At 69.3% G+C, this 22815-nt stretch carries 20 protein-coding genes and 1 tRNA gene; 13 read left to right on the top strand and 8 right to left on the bottom strand.

Going from position 1 to position 22815, the window contains the following annotated elements:
* The 4 genes from G537_RS37930 to G537_RS37925 are packed head-to-tail and all read right to left on the bottom strand — an operon-like array spanning position 1 to position 4056.
* Complete coding sequence (locus G537_RS37930; protein WP_034851663.1) at positions 1–570, bottom strand: PqiC family protein; 570 nt, start codon at positions 568–570, stop codon at positions 1–3.
* Positions 570–2285, bottom strand: a complete 1716-nt coding sequence (locus G537_RS0113940; RefSeq protein WP_026870643.1) for a PqiB family protein — start codon at positions 2283–2285, stop codon at positions 570–572. The genes G537_RS37930 and G537_RS0113940 overlap by 1 nt, the downstream gene beginning before the upstream one ends.
* Positions 2272–3528, bottom strand: a complete 1257-nt coding sequence (locus G537_RS0113935; RefSeq protein ID WP_281171474.1) for a paraquat-inducible protein A — start codon at positions 3526–3528, stop codon at positions 2272–2274. Before G537_RS0113935 ends, G537_RS0113940 begins: the two co-directional genes overlap by 14 nt.
* Before the next feature lie 27 nt (positions 3529–3555).
* Positions 3556–4056 (bottom strand): hypothetical protein, encoded by a 501-nt coding sequence (locus tag G537_RS37925; RefSeq protein ID WP_051248402.1) that lies wholly within the window; start codon positions 4054–4056, stop codon positions 3556–3558.
* Between the two features lie 450 nt (positions 4057–4506).
* On the opposite strand from G537_RS37925, the gene G537_RS0113925 reads away from it, so the two are divergent.
* The 4 genes from G537_RS0113925 to G537_RS37920 all read left to right on the top strand — a co-directional run bounded on the left by G537_RS0113925 (position 4507) and on the right by G537_RS37920 (position 9745).
* The gene (locus G537_RS0113925; RefSeq protein WP_026870641.1) at positions 4507–5475 is read left to right on the top strand and encodes a thiamine pyrophosphate-dependent dehydrogenase E1 component subunit alpha; all 969 of its coding nucleotides are present in this window, start codon (positions 4507–4509) and stop codon (positions 5473–5475) included.
* A gap of 12 nt (positions 5476–5487) precedes the next feature.
* Positions 5488–6519, top strand: a complete 1032-nt coding sequence (locus tag G537_RS0113920; RefSeq protein ID WP_026870640.1) for an alpha-ketoacid dehydrogenase subunit beta — start codon at positions 5488–5490, stop codon at positions 6517–6519.
* Positions 6516–7634, top strand: a complete 1119-nt coding sequence (locus G537_RS0113915) for an acetoin dehydrogenase dihydrolipoyllysine-residue acetyltransferase subunit (protein ID WP_026870639.1) — start codon at positions 6516–6518, stop codon at positions 7632–7634. Before G537_RS0113920 ends, G537_RS0113915 begins: the two co-directional genes overlap by 4 nt.
* A 602-nt stretch (positions 7635–8236) precedes the next feature.
* Positions 8237–9745 carry an ankyrin repeat domain-containing protein gene (locus G537_RS37920; RefSeq protein ID WP_051248401.1) on the top strand — a complete coding sequence of 503 codons (1509 nt, stop codon included), beginning with the start codon at positions 8237–8239 and terminating at the stop codon, positions 9743–9745.
* Positions 9746–9790: 45 nt separating this feature from the next.
* Here G537_RS37920 and G537_RS37915 read toward each other — a convergent pair whose 3' ends face one another.
* The 3 genes from G537_RS37915 to G537_RS0113895 form a co-directional block, all read right to left on the bottom strand.
* Complete coding sequence (locus G537_RS37915) at positions 9791–10459, bottom strand: hypothetical protein (RefSeq protein WP_051248400.1); 669 nt, start codon at positions 10457–10459, stop codon at positions 9791–9793.
* Between the two features lie 146 nt (positions 10460–10605).
* Positions 10606–11004 carry a hypothetical protein gene (locus G537_RS0113900; RefSeq protein ID WP_026870637.1) on the bottom strand — a complete coding sequence of 133 codons (399 nt, stop codon included), beginning with the start codon at positions 11002–11004 and terminating at the stop codon, positions 10606–10608.
* Positions 11005–11157: 153 nt separating this feature from the next.
* Positions 11158–11231 (bottom strand) — tRNA-Gln (locus G537_RS0113895).
* A gap of 184 nt (positions 11232–11415) precedes the next feature.
* Between G537_RS0113895 and G537_RS0113890 the strand changes: the two genes are divergently transcribed.
* From G537_RS0113890 to G537_RS0113855, 8 genes are all read left to right on the top strand, one after another.
* On the top strand, positions 11416–12453 hold the full coding sequence (locus G537_RS0113890; RefSeq protein ID WP_081688798.1) for a Ppx/GppA phosphatase family protein: 1038 nt from the start codon (positions 11416–11418) through the stop codon (positions 12451–12453).
* Positions 12454–12468: 15 nt separating this feature from the next.
* Positions 12469–13191, top strand: a complete 723-nt coding sequence (locus G537_RS0113885; protein WP_026870635.1) for an RlmE family RNA methyltransferase — start codon at positions 12469–12471, stop codon at positions 13189–13191.
* 254 nt (positions 13192–13445) lie between these two features.
* On the top strand, positions 13446–14909 hold the full coding sequence (guaB, locus tag G537_RS0113880; protein ID WP_026870634.1) for an IMP dehydrogenase: 1464 nt from the start codon (positions 13446–13448) through the stop codon (positions 14907–14909).
* A gap of 204 nt (positions 14910–15113) precedes the next feature.
* Complete coding sequence (locus G537_RS0113875) at positions 15114–17144, top strand: prolyl oligopeptidase family serine peptidase (RefSeq protein ID WP_026870633.1); 2031 nt, start codon at positions 15114–15116, stop codon at positions 17142–17144.
* A 102-nt stretch (positions 17145–17246) separates the two neighbouring features.
* The gene (locus G537_RS37910) at positions 17247–17561 is read left to right on the top strand and encodes an Imm8 family immunity protein (protein ID WP_051248399.1); all 315 of its coding nucleotides are present in this window, start codon (positions 17247–17249) and stop codon (positions 17559–17561) included.
* A gap of 124 nt (positions 17562–17685) precedes the next feature.
* Positions 17686–18057 (top strand): hypothetical protein, encoded by a 372-nt coding sequence (locus tag G537_RS0113865; RefSeq protein WP_211230376.1) that lies wholly within the window; start codon positions 17686–17688, stop codon positions 18055–18057.
* Entirely contained in the window at positions 18048–18635 is a 588-nt protein-coding gene (locus G537_RS0113860) for an NUDIX domain-containing protein (RefSeq protein ID WP_026870631.1), read from the top strand. The genes G537_RS0113865 and G537_RS0113860 overlap by 10 nt, the downstream gene beginning before the upstream one ends.
* A gap of 166 nt (positions 18636–18801) precedes the next feature.
* Complete coding sequence (locus G537_RS0113855; RefSeq protein ID WP_026870630.1) at positions 18802–19710, top strand: LysR family transcriptional regulator; 909 nt, start codon at positions 18802–18804, stop codon at positions 19708–19710.
* Positions 19711–19871: 161 nt separating this feature from the next.
* Here the strand turns inward: G537_RS0113855 and G537_RS0113850 are convergent, their stop codons facing one another.
* Positions 19872–22190, bottom strand: coding sequence for a xanthine dehydrogenase family protein molybdopterin-binding subunit (locus G537_RS0113850; RefSeq protein WP_342665205.1), 2319 nt, complete (start codon positions 22188–22190; stop codon positions 19872–19874).
* A gap of 213 nt (positions 22191–22403) precedes the next feature.
* Between G537_RS0113850 and secG the strand changes: the two genes are divergently transcribed.
* On the top strand, positions 22404–22730 hold the full coding sequence (gene secG, locus G537_RS0113845; protein ID WP_026870628.1) for a preprotein translocase subunit SecG: 327 nt from the start codon (positions 22404–22406) through the stop codon (positions 22728–22730).
* Positions 22731–22815: the final 85 nt, after the last annotated feature.

Below are 22815 nucleotides of genomic sequence, written 5' to 3'. Positions count from 1 at the left end.
TCATCGCATCCCGCGGGCGATGCGGTCGGCGAGCTCGCCCAACGCATCGCTCATGGCCCGGACCTCGGCGGCGGTGCTGTCGTCGGCGGGGCGGCGGGTGATGCGGGCGGTCTCGGTCTTGGGCCGGCCGCCGGCCTTGCGCAGCACGCGCCACTGCGCCTCCAGCACGATGGTGCCGTCGGGATCGGGATCGAAGCGGCCGAGCGCGAGTTCGACCGTCAGAGCCTCATCGCCCGACAGCGTCCGGCTGGTGGTGACGACCGAGCCGGCCGGAAGGCGTGCAGCCAGGTCGTCGGCCAGCACCCGCTGCACCATATTGGCCAGCGGCTCGCCCCAGCGCTCGAACTCCTCGACGCCGAGCTCGACCGCGCCCGAGCGGCGGACGATCTGCGGCCGGTCGAGATATTTCGGGATGTCGACCATCGCCACCGAGGCCGTCACCGGCCGGCCGCCGACCGCCGCGCCCGGCACCACCGTCAGAGTGTAGACCTTGGGCGGCGGAGAGGAGCAGCCGGCGAGGGCCGTCCCGGCCAGCAGGACGGAGAGGGCGGCGCGGCGGGACAGCATCATCAGTTCAGCCCTTGTGTCTTGCCCCGGATCAGCGCCTCGGGGTGCTGCTCGAGATAGTCGGTGAGGACGCGGACCGAGCGCAACGTGTCGTCGACCTGGCTCATCAGCCGGGTCAGGTCGCGCTTGAAGGTCGAGTCCGCGCCATAGCCCTGGTTGATCGAGCCGAGCGTGCCGGACAGCCGCTGCACCGCCTGCTGCGCGGTGGCGAGGAGCGGCGGCAGCCTCTCCATCACCGGTCGGAGATCGGTGTTGGCCTGGCCCAGCAGCTGCTGGGTCGAGGCCAAAGCGCCGGCGAGCGACCGCAGCGACTCCGTGATCTCCGGCGCCGCGGCCAGGCTCTCGAAGGATTTCAGCGTGGCGTCGGCCTGTTCGATCAGCTGGTCGAGCGGCAGGGCCGAGACCTTGTCGAGGATGCCGTTGATCGAGCGCATGGCGCTGTCGAACTGCCCCGGCACGCTCGGGATCACCGGGTAGCGGTCGCCCGTGCCCAGCTCCGCCGGCGGCGCGTCGGGGACCATGTCGAAGGTGACCACCATCTGCCCGGTCAGCAGATTGCCGGTCTTCAGCTGGGCCCGCAGCCCGCGCCGGACCAGCGCCGCCACATTGGCGCCGCTGCCGAAACTCGGGTCGGTGCCGACCAGCTCGATCCGCTGCGGCTCCACCTCGATCGTCACCGGGATCCGCGCCATGCCCGCGGCGACGTCGTATTGCAGCCGGACATCGGTGACCTGGCCGATCTTGAGGCCGTGCCATTCGACCGGAGCGCCCGGCGCCAGGCCGCCGACCGAGCCGTCGAAGTAGACCAGATAGGGCAGGCGGACGGTGTAGTCCGCCTCCCGGCTGCTGGTGGCGTCCTTGTAGAGGGTGAAGACGGTGTCCGCCTTGGCCGGCTCGCCGGTGCGGGCGGTGGCCGGGGTGTCGAAGGCGATGCCGCCGGCCAGCACCGCCGCGAGGGATTCCAGCTCGAGCTTAAAGCCCTGCGGCCCGGTGGTCAGCGAGATGCCGGCGGCGTTCCAGAACCGGGTGCCGTCATAGATGTACCGGTCATAGGGCGCCCGGACGAAGGCGTGGATGGTGACCCCGGCTTCGAGGTCGGCGGACTCGTAGCCCGTGACCTCGCCGACCTGCACGCCGCGGAAATAGATCGGCGAGCCGGGACCGACCGAACCGATCCGGTCGGCCTTCAGCACATAGGCCGTACCCGGCACCCCGGCCCGCACCACCGGCGGCTCCTCCAGCCCGGTGAAGTGCCGTTCGCTGTCGCCCGGACCCGGGTCCAGCTCGATATAGGCGCCCGACAGGATCGTGCTCAGGCCGGAGACGCCACCGGTCGCGGACAGCCGCGGCCGCACCACCCAGAAGCGGGTGCCCTGGCGCAGATGCGGCGCCGCCTCCCGGGTCATCTCGGCGGTCAGCTCGACATGGCTCAGATCCTCCGACAGGGCGATGCTCTTGACCGTGCCGAACACCACCTCCTTGTGCTTGATCAGGGTCTTGCCGGCCTCCAGCCCGTCCGCGGTCTGGAAGCTGATGGTGATCGTCGGGCCCTTCTCGGAGAAGGTGATCCAGGCGAGATAGACCCCGACCAGCGCCGCCACGATCGGCACCAGCCAGATCGGCGACAGCCGGCGCCGGCGGTCGAGGCGCGGCGCGGGCGGGTTCGGCGCGGGCGGTGTCGGCACGGCCGTGTCGCGCAGGATCTCAGCCTCGGTCATGGTTCTCTCCCGCCGCGTCCCACATCAGGCGCGGATCGAAGGTCATGGCGGCGATCATGGTGATGATCACCACCGCGGCGAAGGACACGGCTCCGATCCCGGGCTCGATCGTCGCCAGCTGGCCGAGCTGGACCAGCGCCACCAGGATCGAGAGCATGAAGATGTCGATCATCGACCAGCGGCCGACCGCCTCGACGATGCGGTAGATCACGGTGCGATTGCGCAGCTGTTCCCTGGCCCCGCGCTGGGTGGTGACCAGGAGGTAGATCAGCCCGGCCAGCTTCAGCACCGGCACGGTGATCGAGGCGAAGAACACCAGTGCCGCCAGCGGCCACATGCCGGCATCGGCCAGCTCGATCACCCCGCTCATGATCGTGTCCGGCGCGCCGCTGCCCAGCGAGATCACCGTCATCACCGGGAAGAGGTTGGCCGGGATGTAGAGGATGATCGCGGTGACGACGAGCGCCCAGGTGCGGGTCAGGCTCTCCGGCCGCCGGCGATGCAGCGCGGCGTCGCAGCGCGGGCAGTCGCCATGGCCGCCGGGCGGCAGGTTGGAGACCAGGCCGCAGGCGTGGCACAGGCAGGTCGGGCGGCGGGGATCGGCGGGTGGCGGCGGTGGTACCAGGCCGCGCCGCTCGAACTCCCGCCACACCGTCTCGGTGTCGAGGCTGGTGCCGGCGGCGATGATCGCCAGCATCAACCCGCCGACGGAATAGAGGCCAGGTCCAACGACGATGGTGGCGAGGTCGATCAGCTTCACATAGGCGACGAACACGCCGAGCATGTAGACCTCGACCATCGCCCAGGGGCCGAGCAGGTCGGCCCAGCGGTAGAGCCGCGGCAGCCAGCGCGGCGGCCGCCTCAGCCGCAGGCCACCCAGCACCAGGAACAGGGTGCCCAACCGCAGAAGCGGCGCGACGAACATGGTCAGCGCCACCACCCCGGCCAGTTCCCATAGCCCCTGCCGGTACAGTGCGAAGATCCCTGTGACCAGGCTGGCGCTCTGCACCCGGCCTGAGATCTCCATTGAGAGAAAGGGCAGAAAGTTCGCCATCAGGAACAGCACCAGCCCGGCGCAGGTGTAGGCGAGGGCATGGTCGAGCGAGCTGGCGCGGAACCGGTGCAGGGTCGCGCCGCAGCGGATGCAGCGGGCCGCGGTGCCGTCCGGCAGCGCCGGCACGGCATGCCGCAGCCCGCATTCATGGCATTCCATCAGCCGTGCCTGAGACCGATGGAACCCCAAGAGGCCTGTCTGTTCGGCTGGCGTGGCCTAATCCTCCAGCGTGACGACGACCGCATCGCCGCCCAGACTCAGCATCAAGCCCGTTCGCCTGGCCTTGAGATGCATGACCACGCCCTTGTCGTTCTGCAGCCACAGATCTCCGCCGCTTTCCTCGCCGACCGCAAATCCGTAGCGCCCCTGGGCATAGGCCCCCTCGAAGTCGCTGACCCTCCTCAGGTCGTAGACCTCGCCGGTGGCATCGATCGTCGACACGCCGATGCCGCCGACGCCAAGACCCGAGACCTTGAACCGATGGGTCCTGCCCTGGAAGTGGAGCGTGCCGTCCCCGGTGTTGCCGCTGCCGATGAAGGCCGCCTGCACCTGATGCATCGTGACCGTGCCGGACGGAGTCTGGTTCTGCACCGAAACCGAATTCGTCCCGCTGCTTTGCTGCTGGGAGCAAGCCGCGAGCGCCAGGATCGCCGCCGTCGCGACCGATCGAATCGAGATGCCGAAGCCGCTCCCGGGTCGAAATGCGTAACCCATCATCTGAAATGCTCCTCCGTATTGTCCGATGCCGATCCAGGCTCCCTGCACTGTTCGGTGACGGCTGCGGCAGCCTGGATGCCGTCACACCACCGGCCGGCAATCCAAATCATTTCCGGTTGGGGGCGTATTCCTGTTGCAACAACAGGCGAGGAATCACTGACTTCATGGTCATCATTAGCCAGGCCTCGCCTCCATAAAATCTTATTTGTTTTCTTAGGGCATTATTGCCGATGCCTTAAATAGCCACAAGTCATTTGTACATTCTCCGACGGCTCCTCCCTATCGATTAAGGCCGGTTGCGGATGGGTCGGACTGCGGCGTGATCGGGCCAGGACGCATCCGCGATTCCTTCGACCAAAGGAGAAGGCGATACGTGACGGGTTCACAACCCGAACGGGCGCGCGTTAGGCTCTTTGCCGGACATAAAGATCCGCAACGGGAGGAACGGCCATGCAGTTGAGTCGCGACGACCTTTTGCGTGCCTATCGCCAGATGCGCCTGATCCGGGAGTTCGAGGATCGGGTCCATCTTGAATTCGCGACCGGGGAGATTCCGGGCTTCGTCCATCTCTATGCCGGTGAGGAGGCCAGCGCCGTCGGCGTCTGCCTGCACCTGACCGACCGGGATTCGATCGCCAGCACCCATCGCGGCCACGGCCACTGCATCGCCAAGGACTGCGATCCGGCGGCGATGATGAAGGAGATCTACGGCCGCCGCGACGGGCTGTGCGGCGGCAAGGGCGGATCGATGCACATCGCCGACCTCTCCAAGGGCATGATGGGCGCCAACGGCATCGTCGGCGGCGGCCCGCCCCTGATCTGCGGCGCCGCGCTGGCGGCCAAGACGCTCGGCACCGGCGGCGTCGCCGTGGCCTTCGTCGGCGACGGCGGGTCGAACCAGGGCACCACCTTCGAGGCGATGAACCTGGCCACCGTCTGGAAGCTGCCGGCGATCTTCGTGTTCGAGAACAACGGCTATGCCGAGGCGACCTCGAGCAAATACTCGGTCAGCTGCAAGGACATCGTCGAGCGCGCCCAGGCCTTCGGCATGCCCGGCGTCCAGGTCGACGGCCACGACTTCTTCGCGGTGTGGGAGGCCGCGCGGGAGGCGATCGACCGGGCCCGGTCGGGCAACGGCCCGACCCTGATCGAGGTGAAGCTGAACCGCTACTACGGCCATTTCGAGGGCGATGCCCAGACCTACCGCGCCCCCGGCGAGGTCGACGCCATCCGGGCCCAGCGCGACAGCCTGGACCTGTTCCGCAACCGGGTCACCGAGGCCGGCCTGCTGGAGGCCGCGCAGCTCGACGCCATAGACGCCGAGATCAGGCAGGAGATCGACCGGGCCGTGGTCGAGGCCAAGGCCGCCCCGGTGCCGGGGCCGGCCGATCTCCTGACCGACGTCTACGTCTCGTACTGAGGGAGGCAGGGCATGAGCAGGAAGAGCTTCCGCCAGGCGGTCAACGAGGCGCTGGCGCAGGAGATGCGGCGCGACCCGCGCGTGATCCTGATGGGCGAGGACATCTCCGGCGGCTCCGGCTCGCCGGGCGAGCAGGACGCCTGGGGCGGGCCGCTCGGCGTCACCAAGGGCCTGTACAAGGAGTTCGGGCCGACCCGCGTGCTGGACACGCCGATCACCGAGAGCGCCTTCATCGGCGCCGCCGCCGGCGCCGCGGCCAGCGGGCTTCGCCCCGTCGCCGAGCTGATGTTCGTCGACTTCATGGGCGTCTGCTTCGACCAGATCTTCAACCAGGCCGCCAAGTTCCGCTACATGTTCGGCGGCAAGGCGGTGACGCCCCTGACCATCCGCACGATGTACGGCGCCGGCTTCCGCGCCGCGGCCCAGCACAGCCAGTGCCTGTACCCGGTGTTCACCCACATCCCCGGCCTGAAATGCGTCATCCCGTCCTCGCCCTATGAGGCGAAGGGCCTGCTGATCCAGGCGATCCGCGACGACGACCCGGTGATCTTCTTCGAGCACAAGGTGCTGTACGACATGGAGGAGGAGGTGCCGGACGAGCCCTACACCATCCCCTTCGGCGAGGCGAACCTGGTGCGCGAGGGCGAGGACGTCACCATCGTCGCCATCGGCCGGATGGTGCAGATGGCGAAGGCGGCGGCCGAGACCCTGGCCAAGGAAGGGATCGACTGCACCATCATCGACCCGCGCACGACCTCGCCGCTCGACCTCGACACGATCCTGGAGAGCGTGGAGGAGACCGGCCGGCTGGTGGTGGTGGACGAGGCCAGCCCGCGCTGCAACATGGCCACCGACATCTCGGCCCAGGTGGCGGACCAGGCCTTCGCCAGCCTGAAGGCGCCGATCAAGATGGTGTCGCCGCCGCATGTGCCGGTGCCGTTCTCGGCGGCGCTGGAGGATCTGTATATCCCCGACGCCGGCAAGGTGGCGGCAGCGGTGCGCACGGTGATGGGCGCGCCGGACCGGCGGGAGGCCGCCGAATGACCGGGACCATCCACCCGATCACCATGCCGAAATGGGGCCTGGCGATGACCGAAGGCCTGCTCGCCGCTTGGACGGCGGAGGAGGGGGCGCGGATCGAACCGGGCACCGAGATCGTCGACATCGAGACCAGCAAGATCACCAATGCGCTGGAATCGCCGGTCGCCGGCACGCTGCGCCGGCGGGTGGCGGCGGAGGGCCAGACCCTGCCGGTCGGCGCCCTGCTCGGCGTCGTGGTCGAGGGCGAGGTCGACGAGGCCGAGCTCGACCGCTTCATCGAGGCCTTCCAGGCCGAGGCGGCGGCCGCGGCCGAGAGCGCCGCGCCGCCGCCGGAACCCAAGATCGTCCAGGCCGGCGGCCGGGCGATCCGGGCCCTGGTGACGGGCGAGGGGGACGGCACGCCGATCGTGCTGATCCATGGCTTCGGCGGCGACCTCAACAACTGGCTGTTCACCCAGCCGGCGCTGACAGGCCGCACGGTCCATGCCATCGACCTGCCGGGCCATGGCGGCTCGGGCAAGGAGGTCGGGGCCGGCGACCTCGCCGCCCTGTCCGGGGCGGTGCTGGCCTATCTCGACGCCGCCGGCATCGCCAAGGCGCATCTGGTGGGCCATTCCATGGGCGGGGCGGTGGCGCTGTCCCTGGCGCTCGACGCGCCAGACCGGGTGGCCTCGGCGACGCTGATCGCCCCGGCCGGGCTGGGGGCCGAGATCAACAGCGGCTACATCGAGGGCTTCATCGCGGCACAGAAGCGGAAGGATCTGAAGCCGCATCTCGAGGCGCTGTTCGCCGATCCGGAGCTGGTGACCCGCGACCTGGTCGAGGATGTGCTGAAGTACAAGCGGCTGGACGGGGTCGAGGCGGCGCTGAAGACGATCGCCGGGTCCTTCTTCCCCGGCGGCCGCCAGGCGGTGTCGCTGCGCGACCGGCTCGGCCAGGCCCGGGTTCCGGTCCAGGTGATCTGGGGCACGGCCGACGCCATCCTGCCCGCCGTCCATGCCGAGGGGCTGCCGGCCGCGATCCCGGTGCACCGCTTCAACGGCAAGGGCCACATGGTCCATATGGAGGCCGCGGCCGAGGTGAATCGGTTGATCTCGAGCTTCGTCGGGAACGGGTAAGCCGGGCGGCCGGCAAACCGGCATCGAGGGCGAAATCTCGAATGAAGGCGCTGGACTCGCAATGGCGAAGCCAGCGCCTTCTCATGTTTTCTTCGCTTGCGCGGCAGATTTCGCGAGAATTGTCATTTGTATGACATAGAGATGGACTAGTGAATCCCCTTCGAAAGGAGGGACGAGCCCATGATATCCATCCGAAATATCAAGGTGATCGCAGCAATTCTCAGGGTTTGGGAGGGGTATTTCGGAATTGGAGGCTTTTTCCGCAAAGACTGGATTTATTTTGGTCTTGAGTTTCTGTCGCATAAGCAATGGCGAATATCTCAGCCAGGCCCGCCGCCCGATCCGGCCGGGAGCAATGTCTCGCGGCTCAGCGATCATCGGAAACCGCAAGCAACGGATGGCGCTCGGTCGAGGCCGGGGGCGTTGCCGGCGTCGGAGGCCCTTGCCGCGCGTCGGGCCGCCCGCTAGCCTCCAGGCCGCGTGCAAGACGCATCCGGTCCGCGGGAAGGGCAGCGCCCACTTGCGAGAGAGCTGCGCTTCCTGCGTCGATCCTTCTTTCTGCCCGTTGATGCGGATGCCGGGCGAGTGAAAGGAGGAGCGTCTTGCCCCATCCCTATGCCCAGGACCTGCCCGCGTCGCCCGATCCGGAGCAGCAGAAGAAGCGCGCCAAGGACCTGCTGAAGGCGCTGCGCGCCGGCGATGCCGAGGCGTTGGCCCGACTCCGCTACAGCCATCCCCGGCTGGCCCATCGCCCCGATGCCGAGCTGGTCGCCATGGCGAAGCTGAGCGACGCGCAATGGGTCGTCGCCCGCGAATACGGCTTCGCCAGCTGGCCGAAGCTGCAGGCGCATCTGGCGGGCGAGCCGCCGGAGATCGCCCGGCCCTTCGAGGTCGAGCTGCAGTATTACCGGGACCGCGCCGCCGGGATCCGCAGCAACCACCGCACCGGCGAGGCGGGGTCCATCCGCCTGGTGCAGCGCTTCCACCCGCGCTTCGCCGCGGCGTCGGAGACCGAGATCCGCGCCGCCGAGCTGAGCCAGGCCGACGCCGAGCTGATCGTCGCCCGCAGCCACGGCTTCGACGACTGGGCGGCCTTCGCCGAACGCATCAGGGCGATGAAGGCCGGTCGGGCCGCGGAGCCGTTCCGCATCGCCTTCGAGGCGATCCGCGGCGACGATCGCGCCGCCCTGGCCGCGGTGCTGGCGGCGAATCCCGGCCTGGTCAACGCCAAGGGCACCAACGGCAACCGCCTGCTGATGCTGGCGGTCTCGATGAACCGGCTGGTCCTGGCCGGCGACCTGCTCGACGCCGGCGCCGATCCGGCCCTGACCAACGACAAGGGCTGGGGGCCGCTGCACGACATTGCCTATGGCGGCGGCCGCGGCGACCTCGAGGCGCGGCTGACCCTTCTCGAGCGGCTGATCGCGGCCGGCGCGCCGGTCGAGGCCGAGGCCTATGGCGACGGCGGCACGCCGCTGGCCGTCGCCCTGTTCTGGGGGCACATCACGGTTGCCGAAAGGCTGGCGTCGGAGGTGGTGGTGCCGCTCAACCTGCGCATCGCCGCCGGGCTCGGCCGGCTCGACCTGATCGCGCTGTTCTTCGATGCCGACGGCCGGCTGCGGCCGGAAGCGGGGCATCATCGCGGCTTCTACCGCCCGCACAGCGGCTTCCCGAAATGGCACATGACCGGCGCGCCGCAGGAGGTCCTGGACGAGGCGCTGACCTGGGCCGCGCGCAGCGGCCGGATCGAGGCGATGGCGGCGCTGCTCGCCAGCGGCGCCGATATCGACGGGGCGCCGCACAACGGTGCCGCGCTGCACTGGGCGCTGCTGGCCCATCGGGCCGAGGCGGTGGACTGGCTGATCGGACAGGGGGCGGATGTGAACCGCCGCGTCGCCTGGGGCGACACCGCGGACGTCACCCCGCTGCACATGGTGGCCGGCTGGGCCAACGACCCGCGCGGCGCCCGCCTGCTGCTGCGGCACGGGGCGGACCCGGCGATTCGCGACCGGACCTACGGGAGCACGCCGCTCGGCTGGGCCGAGCATTTCGGCCATCCTGAGGTCGCCGCGGTGCTGCGTGGCGAATCGGAGGCTGAAGCCGACGGGTGAACGGGTGCCGGCCCCGGGGCTCGTGCGCTCCGGGCCGGCGATTCGTCACGAAGGCCGGGCCTTCAGCCGCCGCAGCAGCGACAGGGCGTAGAGCAGGACGAACAGATAGATGAACAGCTCCTGCTGCTCGGACGCGCGGTAGGGCTTCGGTCTTTGGCCGAAGCCGAACAGGTGCAGCCATTCCGGCAGGATCGTCACCAACGTCAGCAGGGCCGCGGTGAATCCGGCGAAGGTCGGCATCAGCCACCATGGCCGGCCGACGCGCAGCCGGCCGGTCGCAGCCGTGACCAGCGGGTAGAGGATGCCGCCGACATAGATCGCGACCTCCATCAGCGCGCGCGGCTTCTGGTCGAACCAGGCGGAGGTGTTGTGCAGGTTGGTCTCCTGCTGGTCGTTGACTTGGGCGAACCACCCTTCGGCGGTCCAGCCGACATAGTGCTGACCCCAGCTGATCTCCTCGCCGAGCATGTAGAGCGAGCCGAGCGCCAGCAGGGCGGCCCAGAGCACGAGGCCACGCTCCTGCGCGGCCCGGGCTCGGGCAACGAGAATCAGCGATGCGGCCAGGGCGACCAGGAGGATGGCCGCCTGGGCGTTCTCCAGGAGACCGAGCTCCCCTTCGATCACTGTCAGGCGCAGATCGGGCCGCAGATAGAGAGCGAGGCTGAAGGAAAAGAAGAGGACGAGCGGCAGCGCGATGGTGAAGCCAAGAGGCAAGTCATCGGCCGCCCGCACGCCGGACGGGCTGAATGCAACCAATGAACCGGAACTCCAAGAACCGATGCCCCTTGGCCGGAGTGTTACAAAATTGTGACGTCCATGTCGATCCGCAATCTCCGGCTGTGGCGACGGCCGTTGTCGCCTCAGTCCAGCGGAGACTCGTCGTCCCCGCCGATCGCATCCTGGACCGCGTCGACGGCGAGGTCCTGCACGGCGTCGGCCGCGGCGTCCTGCACGGCCTCGATCGCCGCATCCTGGACATCTCCGGCGGGCTGCAGGGTCTCGTCGGCGATTCTCTGCAGGGAGCCGAAGGCCGCGCCGGCCGAGCCCAGAAGATGCCGGAAGCCCGAGATGCTCTCGCAGCGCGCGCGTGGAGCGGGTGATGCGGCGAGTGCCTGCTCGCAGCTCTCCCGGCTGCCGGCGAGAATGGCGGCCGACGGCGGGGCCGCGTCGTCATCGGCCTCCTCGATCAGGTAATAGACCGGCGTGATGGCGATGCGGGCCAGGATCGCCACGGCCAAGATCATCACCACCGATCGCATGCTCGGCCTCGTCCGTCGGGTTTCGGGAATGTCCGAGGCTACACGCCGATGGCGGGCAATGGCCAGACCGAGAGGCCTGGACGCGACGCGTGCAGGCAAAACGAACCAGCGCCGGCCGGCCGATGTCGTCGAATTGTCTGGAGAGGCCGGAATTGGCTGGGGGACTAGGATTCGAACCTAGGCTGGCGGAGTCAGAGTCCGCTGTCCTACCACTAGACGATCCCCCAGCGGCCGGCGGGAGGGTGTCTACCCCAGTGATCCGCCCGTGTAAAGGCCCGTGTGAAGGAACGGCAGCCATGCCGAAAGCGGATGCGACCCTGCGGCCATTTCCTCTTTGGTGATGGCTGCGCTACAGTTCGGTGAAGGGACGGAGGCGCCGTTCGAAAAACCAGACGGACGGCCATGGAAGGAATGTCAGTGGTGGAGTCGATCGCGATCTCGGAGGCCACCGCGGCCGGCGATCGACGTCGGGCGCCCCGGCCCGAACCCCTCTATGCCGCGGTGGATCTCGGCACCAACAACTGCCGGCTGCTGATCGCGCGCGCGGCCGCGGGCGGATTCCAGGTGGTCGACGCCTTCAGCCGCATCGTCCGGCTGGGCGAGGGCGTCGGCGCGACCGGGCGGCTGCAGCCCGAGGCGATGCAGCGAACGCTGTCGGCGCTGCGCATCTGCGCCGCCAAGATCCGGCGTCAGAACGTGATCCTGTCGCGCGCCGTGGCGACCGAGGCCTGCCGCCAGGCCCGCAACTTTCCGGCCTTCCGAGACCGGGTGCGCCGCGAGACCGGACTGACGCTGGAGATGATCCCGGCGGCGGAGGAGGCGCGCCTGGCCGCGGCCGGCTGCGCGCCGCTGCTCGACCCCGCGATCCCGCACGCGATCATCTTCGACATCGGCGGCGGCTCGACCGAGCTGACCTGGCTGGAGATCGATTCCGACGGCCAGGCGGTGACGCTCGACGCGCTCAGCATCCCGCTCGGCGTCGTCTCCCTGGCCGAGCAGCATGGCGGCCACGAGGTGTCGGCCGGGACCTATGCCGCGATGAGTGCCGCGACCGCCGCCGCCCTGGCGGCGTTCGAGGCCCGCAACAATCTGCGTGGGCTGATCGCCGAGGGCCGGGTGCAGATGATCGGCTCCTCCGGCACCGTCACCACCCTGGCCGGGGTGCATCTCGGCCTGCCGCGCTATGTCCGCTCCGAGGTCGACGGCTGCATCCTGACCTTCGAGGAGGCGCGCCGCGCCAGCCGCATGCTGCTCGGCCTCGACTACGCGGCGCGGGCGTCCTATCCCTGCATCGGGCGCGACCGGGCCGACCTGGTGCTGGCCGGCTGCGCCATCCTCGAGGCGATCTGCGACACCTGGCCGGTCGGCAAGCTCAGGGTCGGCGACCGCGGCGTGCGCGAGGGCATCCTGTTCGACCTGCTGGCCGAGGCGCAGAAGCGCCACGCCTGATAAAATCCGGGTGAGATGAAGACTCCAAAGAAACCGGGCGCCGCGAGGGCAGGGGGGCCGAGCGGCCGCGGCAGCCGCGGTCTGACCGTGCGGGTCAAGACCGCCAAGCAGCGGACCCCGTCCTCGACCCGATGGCTCGAACGCCAGCTCAACGACCCCTATGTCGCCGAGGCCAAGCGGCTGGGCTACCGCTCGCGCGCCGCGTTCAAGCTGCTGCAGCTCGACGACAAGCTGCATCTGCTGCGCCGCGGCATGCGCGTGGTCGACCTCGGCTGCGCGCCGGGCGGCTGGATCCAGGTGGCGCTGGAGCGGGTGGGGCCAAGCGGCAAGGTGGTCGGCATCGACTATCTCGGCATGGACCCGGTGCCGGGCGCGACCATCCTGGAGATGGACTTCCTCGACCCCGCGGCGCCGGCCCGGCTGAAGGAGGCGCTGGCCGGCCCGGCCGACATCGTGCTCAGCGACATGGCGGCGCCGACCGTCGGCCACCAGGCGACCGACCATCTGCGGATCATGGCGCTGGCCGAGACCGCCGCCGATTTCGCCCTCGACGTGCTGGTGCCGGGCGGCGCCTTCGTCGCCAAGCTGTTCCAGGGCGGGGCGGAGAAGGATCTGCTCGACGTCCTGAAGCGCAACTTCGCCAAGGTCCGCCACGTCAAGCCGCCGGCCAGCCGCCAGGACAGCTCCGAGGTCTATGTCGTGGCCACGGACTTCAAGGGCCGGGAGTCCGGCGGATAAAAGCGTCGGTGCGGGCTGATCCCGGCTTTTTCGTCATGGCGAGGAGCGCAGCGACGCGGCCATCCAGGAGGGCCGGTGCCGCTGGATGGCCACGCCCCTTTGGGGCTCGCCATGACGGGTCTGGGATGACAGGACGGCGTGGACGGCACGCAGGCCGAAATCCGCGGGACGCAACGCAGGCCCCCTAGATCTGCGCTTCACAACGGCCGGAGCGGGGTTATATTGCGGCGCTTCCAAGCTCTGGGAGCCCCGACATGTCCTCCTTCCGCGATGCTCTGACCTTCGATGACGTCCTGCTGGTCCCGCAGGCCTCGTCGATCCTGCCTGCCGAAGCGGACACGCGGACCCGCCTGACCAAGCGCATCGAGCTCGGCATCCCGCTGCTCTCCGCCGCCATGGACACGGTGACCGAGGCGCCGCTGGCGATCGCCATGGCCCAGGCCGGCGGCATCGGCGTGATCCACCGCAACCTCGACATCGAGCGCCAGGCCGAGGAAGTCCGGAAGGTGAAGCGCTTCGAGAGCGGCATGGTGGTGAACCCGATCACCATCGGGCCCGACGCTACCCTGGCCGAGGCGCTGGCGCTGATGGACCGGCACGGCATCTCCGGCATCCCGGTGCTGGAGGACAGCGGCAAGCTGGTCGGCATCCTGACCAACCGCGACGTCCGCTTCGCCACCAACCCGGCCCAGCCGGTGCGCGAGTTGATGACGAAGGACCGGCTGGTCACCGTGCGCGAGGGCGTCGGCAAGGACGAGGCCAAGCGCCTCCTGCACCAGAACCGGATCGAGAAGCTGCTGGTCGTCGACGACGCCTTCCGCTGCATCGGCCTGATCACGGTCAAGGACATCGTCCGCGCCCAGCTGCACCCCAACGCCTGCAAGGACGAGCAGGGCCGCCTGCGCGTCGCCGCCGCCACCGGCACCGGCGACAAGGGCATCTCGCGCGCCGAGGCGCTGTTCGACGCCGGGGTCGACGTGCTGGTGCTGGACACGGCGCACGGCCATTCCGAGGGCGTGCTGAAGAGCGTGGAGCGGGCGCGGCGTCTGTCGAACTCCACCCAGATCGTCGCCGGCAACGTCGCCACCGGCGATGCCGCCAAGGCGCTGATCGACGCCGGCGCGGACGCGGTCAAGGTCGGCATCGGCCCGGGCTCGATCTGCACCACCCGCATGGTCGCCGGCGTCGGCGTGCCGCAGCTGACCGCGATCATGGACGTGGTCGAGGCCTGCCGGGCGCAGGGCATCCCGGTGATCGCCGACGGCGGCATCAAGTATTCGGGCGACCTGGCCAAGGCGATCGCCGCCGGCGCCGACGTGGTCATGCTCGGCTCGCTCTTCGCCGGCACCGACGAGGCGCCGGGCGAGGTGATCCTGTACCAGGGCCGCTCCTACAAGAGCTATCGCGGCATGGGCTCGCTCGGCGCCATGGCGCGCGGCTCGGCCGACCGCTACTTCCAGCAGGAGGTGTCGGACACGCTGAAGCTGGTGCCGGAGGGCGTCGAGGGTCGGGTGCCGTACAAGGGACCGATCGCCAACGTCATCCACCAGCTGGTGGGCGGGCTGAAGGCGGCGATGGGCTACACCGGCAGCCGCACCATCGCCGACCTGCACAAGCGGGCGGAGTTCGTGCGCATCACCAATGCCGGCCTGCGCGAGAGCCATGTGCACGACATCACGGTGACGCACGAGGCGCCGAACTACCGTCCGGGGCTGTAAGGGGGCCCTTACTCCCCCTGACCGTCATTGCGAGCGCAGCGAAGCAATCCAGGGCCGTTTGGCGTGGCCCCTGGATTGCTTCGTCGGCTTCGCCTGCTCGCAATGACGACGGAATAGCTGTGCGAGCATCGTGTCGTCCTGCGGCTAGCCCCGTCCGGTACGTCCCCCTATGCTGACCGGCCACGTTCAACCGGCACGGTCGACATGGACAGCCAGGCTTCCGACGATCCCTTCCTGTGGCTCGAGGACATCGAGGGCGAGCAGGCCCTCGACTGGGTCCGGGCGCGCAACGCCGAGAGCACCGGCCGCCTCGCCGAGACGACCGAGTGCGAGCGGATGCGCCGGCAGATGCTGGAGATCCTCGATTCCGAGGAGAAGCTGCCGCATGTCGTCCGCCGCGGCGACCGCTACTACAATTTCTGGCGTGACGCGGCCCATCCGCGCGGCCTGTGGCGGCGCACGACGCTCGCCTCCTTCCGCACCGCGGAGCCGGTGTGGGAGGTGCTGCTGGATCTCGATGCGCTCGCCGAGGCCGAGGGCGAGAACTGGGTCTGGCACGGCGCCGACGTCCTGGAGCCGGATTTCAGACGCTGCCTGATCGCCCTGTCGCGCGGCGGCGCCGACGCCCATGTCGTGCGCGAGTTCGACCTGGAGAGCCGCAGCTTCGTCCCCGACGGCTTCTTCCTGCCCGAGGCGAAGAGTCGCTTCGGCTGGAGGGACGCCGACTCGATCTATGTCGGCACCGATTTCGGTCCGGGGTCGCTGACCCGCTCCGGCTATCCGCGGATCTCTAAGCTGTGGCGGCGCGGCCAGAAGCTGGAGGAAGCGAAGACCGTCTATGAGGGGCAGGAAGACGACCTCGCCGTCGACGCCTTCCACGACCGCTTCCCCGGCTTCGAGCGCGACTTCGTCGCCCGGCGCATCGATTTCTACACCAGCGAGCTGTACCTGCTGCGGGACGGCGCTCTGACCCTGGTCGACGTCCCTCGCGACGCCGAGGCCAGCACCCACGGCCCGTGGCTGCTGGTGACGCCGCGGACGGAATGGACGGTCGGCGGCCGCACCTATCCCGGCGGTTCCCTCCTGGCCGCGCGTTTCGACGACTGGCTCGCCGGCAAACGCGATCTCGCGGTGCTGTTCGAGCCGAGCGAGACCACCGCGCTGTCAGGCACCTCCGGCACCCGCAACCACCTGGTGCTGCAGATCCTCGACGACGTGAAGAGCCGGGTGGAGGTGCTGACGCCGGTCGAGGCCGGCTGGCGGCGGCAGGTGCTGGACGGCCTGCCCGACGCCGCGACCATCGCCTATGTCGGCACGGCGCCGCATGAGGACGACGAGATCCTGGTCCTCGCTTCCGGCTTCCTCGCCCCGGACACGCTGTATCGCGGCACGGCCGGCGAGCCCGACTTCGAATCGCTGAAGCAGGCGCCGGCCTTCTTCGACGCCTCGCCCTATGCGGTGGAGCAGCACTTCGTCGCCTCGGCCGACGGCACGCGCGTGCCGTATTTCGTGGTGGCGCGGAAGGACCTGCCGCGCGACGGCCGGGCTCCGACACTGCTGACCGGCTATGGCGGCTTCGAGGTCTCGCTGCTGCCGCACTACATCCCGGGCGAGGGGCGGCTCTGGCTCGACCGCGGCGGCGTCTATGCCGTCGCCAATATCCGCGGCGGCGGTGAATACGGCCCGCGCTGGCACCAGGCGGCGCTGCGCGAGAAGCGGCCGCGCGCCTATGAGGATTTCGCCGCGGTGGCGCGCGACCTGGTCGCCCGCGGCATCACCTCGGTGCCGCATCTCGGCATCGAGGGCGGCAGCAATGGCGGGCTCCTGGTCGGCAACATGCTGACGCAGTATCCGGATCTGTTCGGCGCCATCGTCTGCGTCGTGCCGCTGCTCGACATGAAGCGCTACACCAAGCTCTTGGCCGGCGCCTCCTGGGCCGCGGAATACGGCGACCCCGACAAGCCGGAGGACTGGGCATTCCTCCGCACCTTCTCGCCCTATCAGAATCTGCGGCAGGACGCGGCCTATCCGCCGGTGCTGTTGCTGACCTCGACCCGCGACGACCGGGTCCATCCCGGCCACGCCCGCAAGATGGCGGCGAGGATGATCGCGATGGGCAAGGACGTGCTCTACTACGAGAACATCGAAGGCGGCCACGGCGCCGCCGCCAACAACGCCCAGACCGCCTTCAACCAGGCGCTGATCCACGCCTTCCTGTGGGAGAAGCTCGCGTAGAGGTTCCTGTCATCGTTCTCGTCTCGCGCTCCTGACGCACCGAGGTCATCGATGCCCATAACCGAGATCAAAGGGGTTCATTGGTTTCCCGAGCCACCTGTGATGACCGAGGGCGCCGTCCGCGCGACAGTGACGGTCGAAGTCGGGTTTCGCGGCGAGGACGGCACGGACATCTTCCACGCCTATGTCTGCACTCCAGCCTGGATCAAGGAGCGCGTGGACGCCGAGACGGTTCTTTGGCCGAGAGGCCATCTGATCGTCCCACGGCTGGACCTGGAGCATGTGACGGCCGTGCTCCGGGCGCTTGTGGAGCAGTTTTCGGAATCGAGCGATTGGGATCAGTTCGCCGAACGGCTGAACCGATATCTCTGCTGGGAATTCGAGGACTACAAGGCGATGTCACGCCACCGCGAGTAGAAAACCCTCTAGGTTAGTAGCTGCAGCCGATCATTTCTGAATGAGCGGCATTCAGCCCTGTCGGGCTGCCGTTCCCGCGCTGCGCCCCGATCATGCCGCCGCATCACCAACGCGCGGAGGCATCTTGGCAACTTCTCCCCTCATGATCCTGGTCGCCGGCCCGTACCGCTCGGGCACCGGCGACGACCTCGGGCGGATCGCGGCGAATATGCGGGCCATGAACGAGGCCGCGTTGCTCCTGTTCCGGGCGGGCCATCTGCCGATCACCGGCGAGGCGCTGGCCCTGCCGCTGATCGAGACCGCCGGCTCGACCGGTCTCGGCGATGCCGTCTTCGACGAGATCTTCCATCCGATCGGCGAGCGTGTGGCGCGGCGCTGCGACGCCTGCCTGCGCATCGGCGGCCCGTCCGGCGGCGCCGATGCCATGGTGGCAATCTTCGAGCAGGCCGGGCGGCCGGTGTATCGCAGCCTGGCGGAGGTGCCGGGATGTCGCTGATGCAGGACCGGATCCGGATCCAATCCGTCCAGACCCTCTCCGACGACTGGTACGTGCTGAAGAAGACCACCTTCGATTACCGGCGCAAGGACGGCACGTGGCAGACCCTCAGCCGCGAGACCTACGACCGCGGCAACGGCGCCGCGATCCTGCTCTACGACCCCGGGCGTGGTCGGGTGCTGCTGACCCGGCAGTTCCGCTTCCCGGCCTATGTCAACGGCCATCCGGAGCCGCTGATCGAGGCCTGCGCCGGCCTGCTCGACGACCGCGATCCCGAGACCTGCATCCGCCGGGAGGCGGAAGAGGAGACGGGATACCGGGTGGCGGCGCCGCGCCGGGTGTTCGAGGCCTTCATGAGCCCGGGCTCGGTGACCGAGCGGCTGGTCTTCTTCGTCGCCGAATACAGCCCGGCGGACCGGACGTCGGATGGCGGCGGGGTGGCGGCGGAGGGCGAGGACATCGAGATCCTGGAGCCGACCCTGGCCGAGGCGCTGGCGATGGTCGGACGCGGCGAGATCATGGACGGCAAGACCATTCTCCTGCTGCAATACGCCCAGCTGCACCGACTTCTGGGCTGAGGTCAGGGCGCCGCCATCCCGATTCGTCATGGCGAGCCCCGAAGGGGCGTGGCCATCCAGCGGCACCGGCCCCTGGATCGCCCCTGCTAAACTCAAGGGGTCGCTTCGCTCCTCGCGATGACGATCTTAAGATCAGGCTGAGCAAGGCTTCAGCAAAGTACCGAGCGTGACCACCGGCGAGCCGAACTGGGACGACATCCGCATCTTTCTCGCCGTCGCCCGCACCGGCAGCCTGACCGAGGCCGCGCGGCGCCTGGGGCTGAGCCAGCCGACCGTCGGCCGGCACCTGAGGTCGCTGGAGGATCTGGCCGGCGCCCGGCTGTTCGACCGGTTGCCGAACCGGCTCGAGCTGACCGCGCGGGGACAGGCACTGCTGCAGGCCGCCGGCGGCATGGAGGAGGGGGCGGACGTCCTGCTCCGCGAACTGCGCCAGGCCGGCGAGGCGCGGCAAGAACCAGTGCGGGTGACGGCCACCAGCTCGGTCTCGTTGTTCCTGACCAACCATCTGCAGACGCTGCTGGCCGAAAGCGGACAGGCGATCGCGATCGGCAATTCGCGCGCCCGGGCCAATCTCGCCTGGCGCGAGGCCGACATCGCGCTGCGCATGCGCCGGGTGCCGGAGGAGGGCGATCTGGCGGCGCGCCGGATCGGCCGCATCGGCTTCGCCCTCTACGTCTCGCGCGGCTATGCCGAGCAGCGCGGGCTGGCCGGCGACGGCAGCCTGGCCGGGCTGGACTTCATCGGCCTGCCGGAGCCGGAGCGGGTGCCGTCGCAATCCGCCTGGTTCGACGCCGTCGCCGCCCAGGGCACCCTGCGCTGCCGGCTGGGCGAGGTCTATCTGCGCCACCGGGCGGCCGTCGACGGCCTCGGGGTGGCGCTGCTGCCCTGCTTCCTGGGCGATGCCGACGATTGGCTGCTGCGCCTCGGCGATCCGGTGCCGGAGCTGGCCGAGGAGATCTACCTGATGCTGCACGGCGACCTGCGCCGCGACGCCGCCGTCCGCGCCGTGGCCGAGGCCCTGGCCGCCCTGTTCCGGCAGCAGCGCCGAGTGCTCGAAGGCACGCGGCGCGGCTGAGAAGAGCCTATGGGAGCGTAAGCTCACGCTCCTCATCGTCATGGCGAGCCCCGCAGGGGCGCGGCCATCCAGCGGCACCGGCCTCCTGGATGGCCACGGCTCTTCGCGCCTCGCCATGACGGTTATGAAATCGGCAACGGCCTCTCTCGACGCGTGCCGGCCTACTCCGCCGCCTGGCGCTGCTGGCGGGTGTGGATGATCTGCCACAGCTTCTGCGGCGTCGCCGGCATGTCGACATGCTCGACCCCCAGCGGCGACAGCGCGTCGACGATGGCGTTGATGATCGCCGGCGGCGCCCCGATCGCCCCGGCCTCGCCGGCGCCCTTCACGCCGAGCGGGTTCGTCGTGCAGGGGATCTCGTTGTACTTGAAATTGACGAAGGGCAGGTCGATCGCCCGCGGCATGGCGTAGTCCATGAACGAGCCGGACAGCAGCTGGCCGCTCTCGGGGTCGAACACCGCATGCTCCAGCAGCGCCTGGCCAAGGCCCTGGGCGATGCCGCCATGCACCTGGCCGGCCACCATCAGCGGGTTCAGCACCCGGCCGAAATCGTCGACCACGGTGTAGCGCAGAATCTCGACCTCGCCGGTGTCGCCGTCGACCTCCAGCTCGATGATATGGGCGCCGTTGGGGAAGGTCGCCGACGGCGGGGTGAAGCTGCCGCGCTCCTCGAAGGCGATCTCCGCCTCGCCCTTGGCGGCGATCTCGGACAGCGTCATCGACCGGTCGGTGCCGACCACGGTGAAGCGGCCGTCGGCGAAGGCGATGTCGACCGCCGCCGTCTCCATCAGATCCGCGGCCCGCAGCTTCGCCTTCTCCTGGATCTTCAGCGACCCGTCGCGAATCGCGGCGCCGCCGACGGGCACGGAGCGCGAGCCGCCGGTGCCGTTGCCGGTGCGCACCAGGTCGGTGTCGCCCTGGACGATGGTGACCTGGTCGGGCTCGACGCCGAGATGCTCGGCGATGATCTGCTTGTAGGCGGTCTCGTGGCCCTGGCCGTTGGTCTGGGTGCCGACATAGACCGTGACCTTGCCGTCGCGGCCGACCCGCACATCGGCGTTCTCGTCCTCGCCGCCGGCGCAGGCCTCGACATAGGTGGCGATGCCGAGCCCGCGGTACTTGCCCTTGGCAGCCGACTCGCGCCGGCGCGCCTCGAAGCCGGCGACATCGGCGATCTGGGCCGCCTCCTCGAGGTTGCGGGTGAACTCGCCGCTGTCATAGGTCACGCCGGTGACGGTCTCGTAGGGCATCGCCGAGGGCGGGATGTAGTTGCGCCGCCGCAGCTCGACCGGATCGATGCCCAGCACCCGGGAAGCGTGGTCGACGATGCGCTCGACGTTGAAGGCGGCTTCCGGCCGCCCGGCGCCGCGATAGGCGTCGACCGGCTGCGTGTTGGTGAACACGCCGCGCACCCGCTCGTAGACGCCCTGCAGGGTGTAGAGGCCGTTCAGCATCTGCGCGCCGCCGGCCATGGTCGGGATGAAGGGCCCGAAATTGGACAGGTAGGCGCCCATATTGGCGATCATGTCGACGCGCAGCGCCAGGAAGCGGGCGTCCTTGTCGACCGCCAGCTCGACCGTGGTGACGTTGTCGCGGCCGTGGTCGTCGCTGATGAAGGCCTCGGTCCGCTCCGACGTCCACTTCACCGGCCGGCCGAACTTGCGCGCGGCGTACAGCGTCGCCGGGTATTCCGGATACATGAACAGCTTCATGCCGAAGCCGCCGCCGACATCGGTGCTGCGGACCAGGAACTTTTCCGGCGGCAGCTTGAAGATGTCGTTCGCCAGCATGTCGCGCAGCATGTGCACGCCCTGGCAGGAGACGTAGAAGACGAAGCGCTCCTCGGCCGCATTCCACTCGGCGTTGCAGCAGCGCGCCTCCATCGGCGAGGCGACGACCCGGTTGTTGACCAGGTCGATCCTGATCACCCGGTCGGCCTGCGCGAACAGGGACTCGACCTGGTCCTTCTGGCCGAACTCCCAGTCGAAGCACAGGTTGTTCGGCGCTTGGTCCCAGATCGCCGGGCCGTTCAGCGTCGCGGCGGGGTCGACCGCCGCCGGCAGCGACTCGTAGTCGATCTCGATCGCCTCGGCGGCGTCCTTGGCCTGCTCGATGGTCTCGGCCACGACCAGCGCCACCGGCTCGCCGACATGGCGGACGCGGCCACGCGCCAGGATCGGCCGCGGTGGCAGCACCTGGTCGGAGCCATCGCTGTTCTTCACCGGGGCGTAGCATTTCAGCTCGCCGATGCCGTCGGCGTCGAGGTCGGCGACGGTGACGATGCCGATCACGCCCGGCATCGCCGCGGCGGCGGCGGTGTCGATGCTGCGGATCTCCGCATGCGCGAAGGGAGAGCGCAGGAAATAGCCCTGCGCCTGGCCCTGGGCTGAGACGTCATCGGTGTAGCGGCCGCCGCCCTTCAGCAGGCGGGGATCCTCGCTGCGGCGCATAGGCTGGCCGATGCCGAACTTCGTCGCCACGATCTGCTCCTCCCGATGCATGAATCGGTTTAGGATCGACCGTGGCGCTTCGGGCGTCAATGCCATGTCGGACAATAGCCGCGACAAAAGACGCGGCGGAATCGCGCGCGGGCCGAGCGACGGGGCTGGTATTGGGGGCAGGTCTTCGCTACATAAGCGCCATCGCCGGCTGCCTGGCGCAGCCGGCCGTTTTCGTTTGTCGACAGGTGTCCCTTGCAGCAGGTCTTGCTCGTCATCCACGTTCTGATCGCCGTGGCCCTGATCGGGGTGATCCTGATCCAGCGCAGCGAGGGCGGCGGCCTGGGCATCGGCGGCGGGGGCGGCGGCGGCCTGGTGTCGATCCGCGGCCAGGCCAATCTGCTGACCCGGCTCACCGCCGGCCTGGCGGCAGCCTTCATGGTGACGAGCATCGTGCTGGCGATCCTGGCCGGCGCTCATCGCGGCGGCTCCGCGATCGTCAACGAGGTGCCGGCGGCGCCGGCTCCGACCGCGCCCGCCACCACCACTCCGGGGACACCGTCGGTCCCGACGACGGAATAACCGGTTCTCACAGGATTGCCGACGAGGCGGCCCCCGTTGTCCAGGTGGGGCCGCCTCGCTGTTTTTGGGTGAACGAATCTGGGGT

Source organism: Inquilinus limosus DSM 16000, from assembly GCF_000423185.1.
Classification (GTDB): domain Bacteria; phylum Pseudomonadota; class Alphaproteobacteria; order DSM-16000; family Inquilinaceae; genus Inquilinus; species Inquilinus limosus.
This window is presented reverse-complemented; position numbering and strand designations above follow the sequence as displayed.

What these genes read in the sequence shown, in the direction of transcription:
- G537_RS0113885 (WP_026870635.1), top strand. Translation starts at nt 12,469, where the DNA reads ATGAAGACTCCAAAGAAACCGGGCGCCGCGAGGGCAGGGGGGCCGAGC.
- G537_RS0113940 (WP_026870643.1), bottom strand. Translation starts at nt 2,285, where the DNA reads ATGACCGAGGCTGAGATCCTGCGCGACACGGCCGTGCCGACACCGCCC.
- guaB (WP_026870634.1), top strand. Translation starts at nt 13,446, where the DNA reads ATGTCCTCCTTCCGCGATGCTCTGACCTTCGATGACGTCCTGCTGGTC.
- G537_RS0113920 (WP_026870640.1), top strand. Translation starts at nt 5,488, where the DNA reads ATGAGCAGGAAGAGCTTCCGCCAGGCGGTCAACGAGGCGCTGGCGCAG.
- G537_RS0113925 (WP_026870641.1), top strand. Translation starts at nt 4,507, where the DNA reads ATGCAGTTGAGTCGCGACGACCTTTTGCGTGCCTATCGCCAGATGCGC.
- G537_RS0113900 (WP_026870637.1), bottom strand. Translation starts at nt 11,004, where the DNA reads ATGCGATCGGTGGTGATGATCTTGGCCGTGGCGATCCTGGCCCGCATC.
- G537_RS37910 (WP_051248399.1), top strand. Translation starts at nt 17,247, where the DNA reads ATGACCGAGGGCGCCGTCCGCGCGACAGTGACGGTCGAAGTCGGGTTT.
- G537_RS0113860 (WP_026870631.1), top strand. Translation starts at nt 18,048, where the DNA reads ATGTCGCTGATGCAGGACCGGATCCGGATCCAATCCGTCCAGACCCTC.
- G537_RS0113875 (WP_026870633.1), top strand. Translation starts at nt 15,114, where the DNA reads ATGGACAGCCAGGCTTCCGACGATCCCTTCCTGTGGCTCGAGGACATC.
- G537_RS0113915 (WP_026870639.1), top strand. Translation starts at nt 6,516, where the DNA reads ATGACCGGGACCATCCACCCGATCACCATGCCGAAATGGGGCCTGGCG.
- G537_RS0113890 (WP_081688798.1), top strand. Translation starts at nt 11,416, where the DNA reads ATGTCAGTGGTGGAGTCGATCGCGATCTCGGAGGCCACCGCGGCCGGC.
- G537_RS37930 (WP_034851663.1), bottom strand. Translation starts at nt 570, where the DNA reads ATGATGCTGTCCCGCCGCGCCGCCCTCTCCGTCCTGCTGGCCGGGACG.
- G537_RS37925 (WP_051248402.1), bottom strand. Translation starts at nt 4,056, where the DNA reads ATGATGGGTTACGCATTTCGACCCGGGAGCGGCTTCGGCATCTCGATT.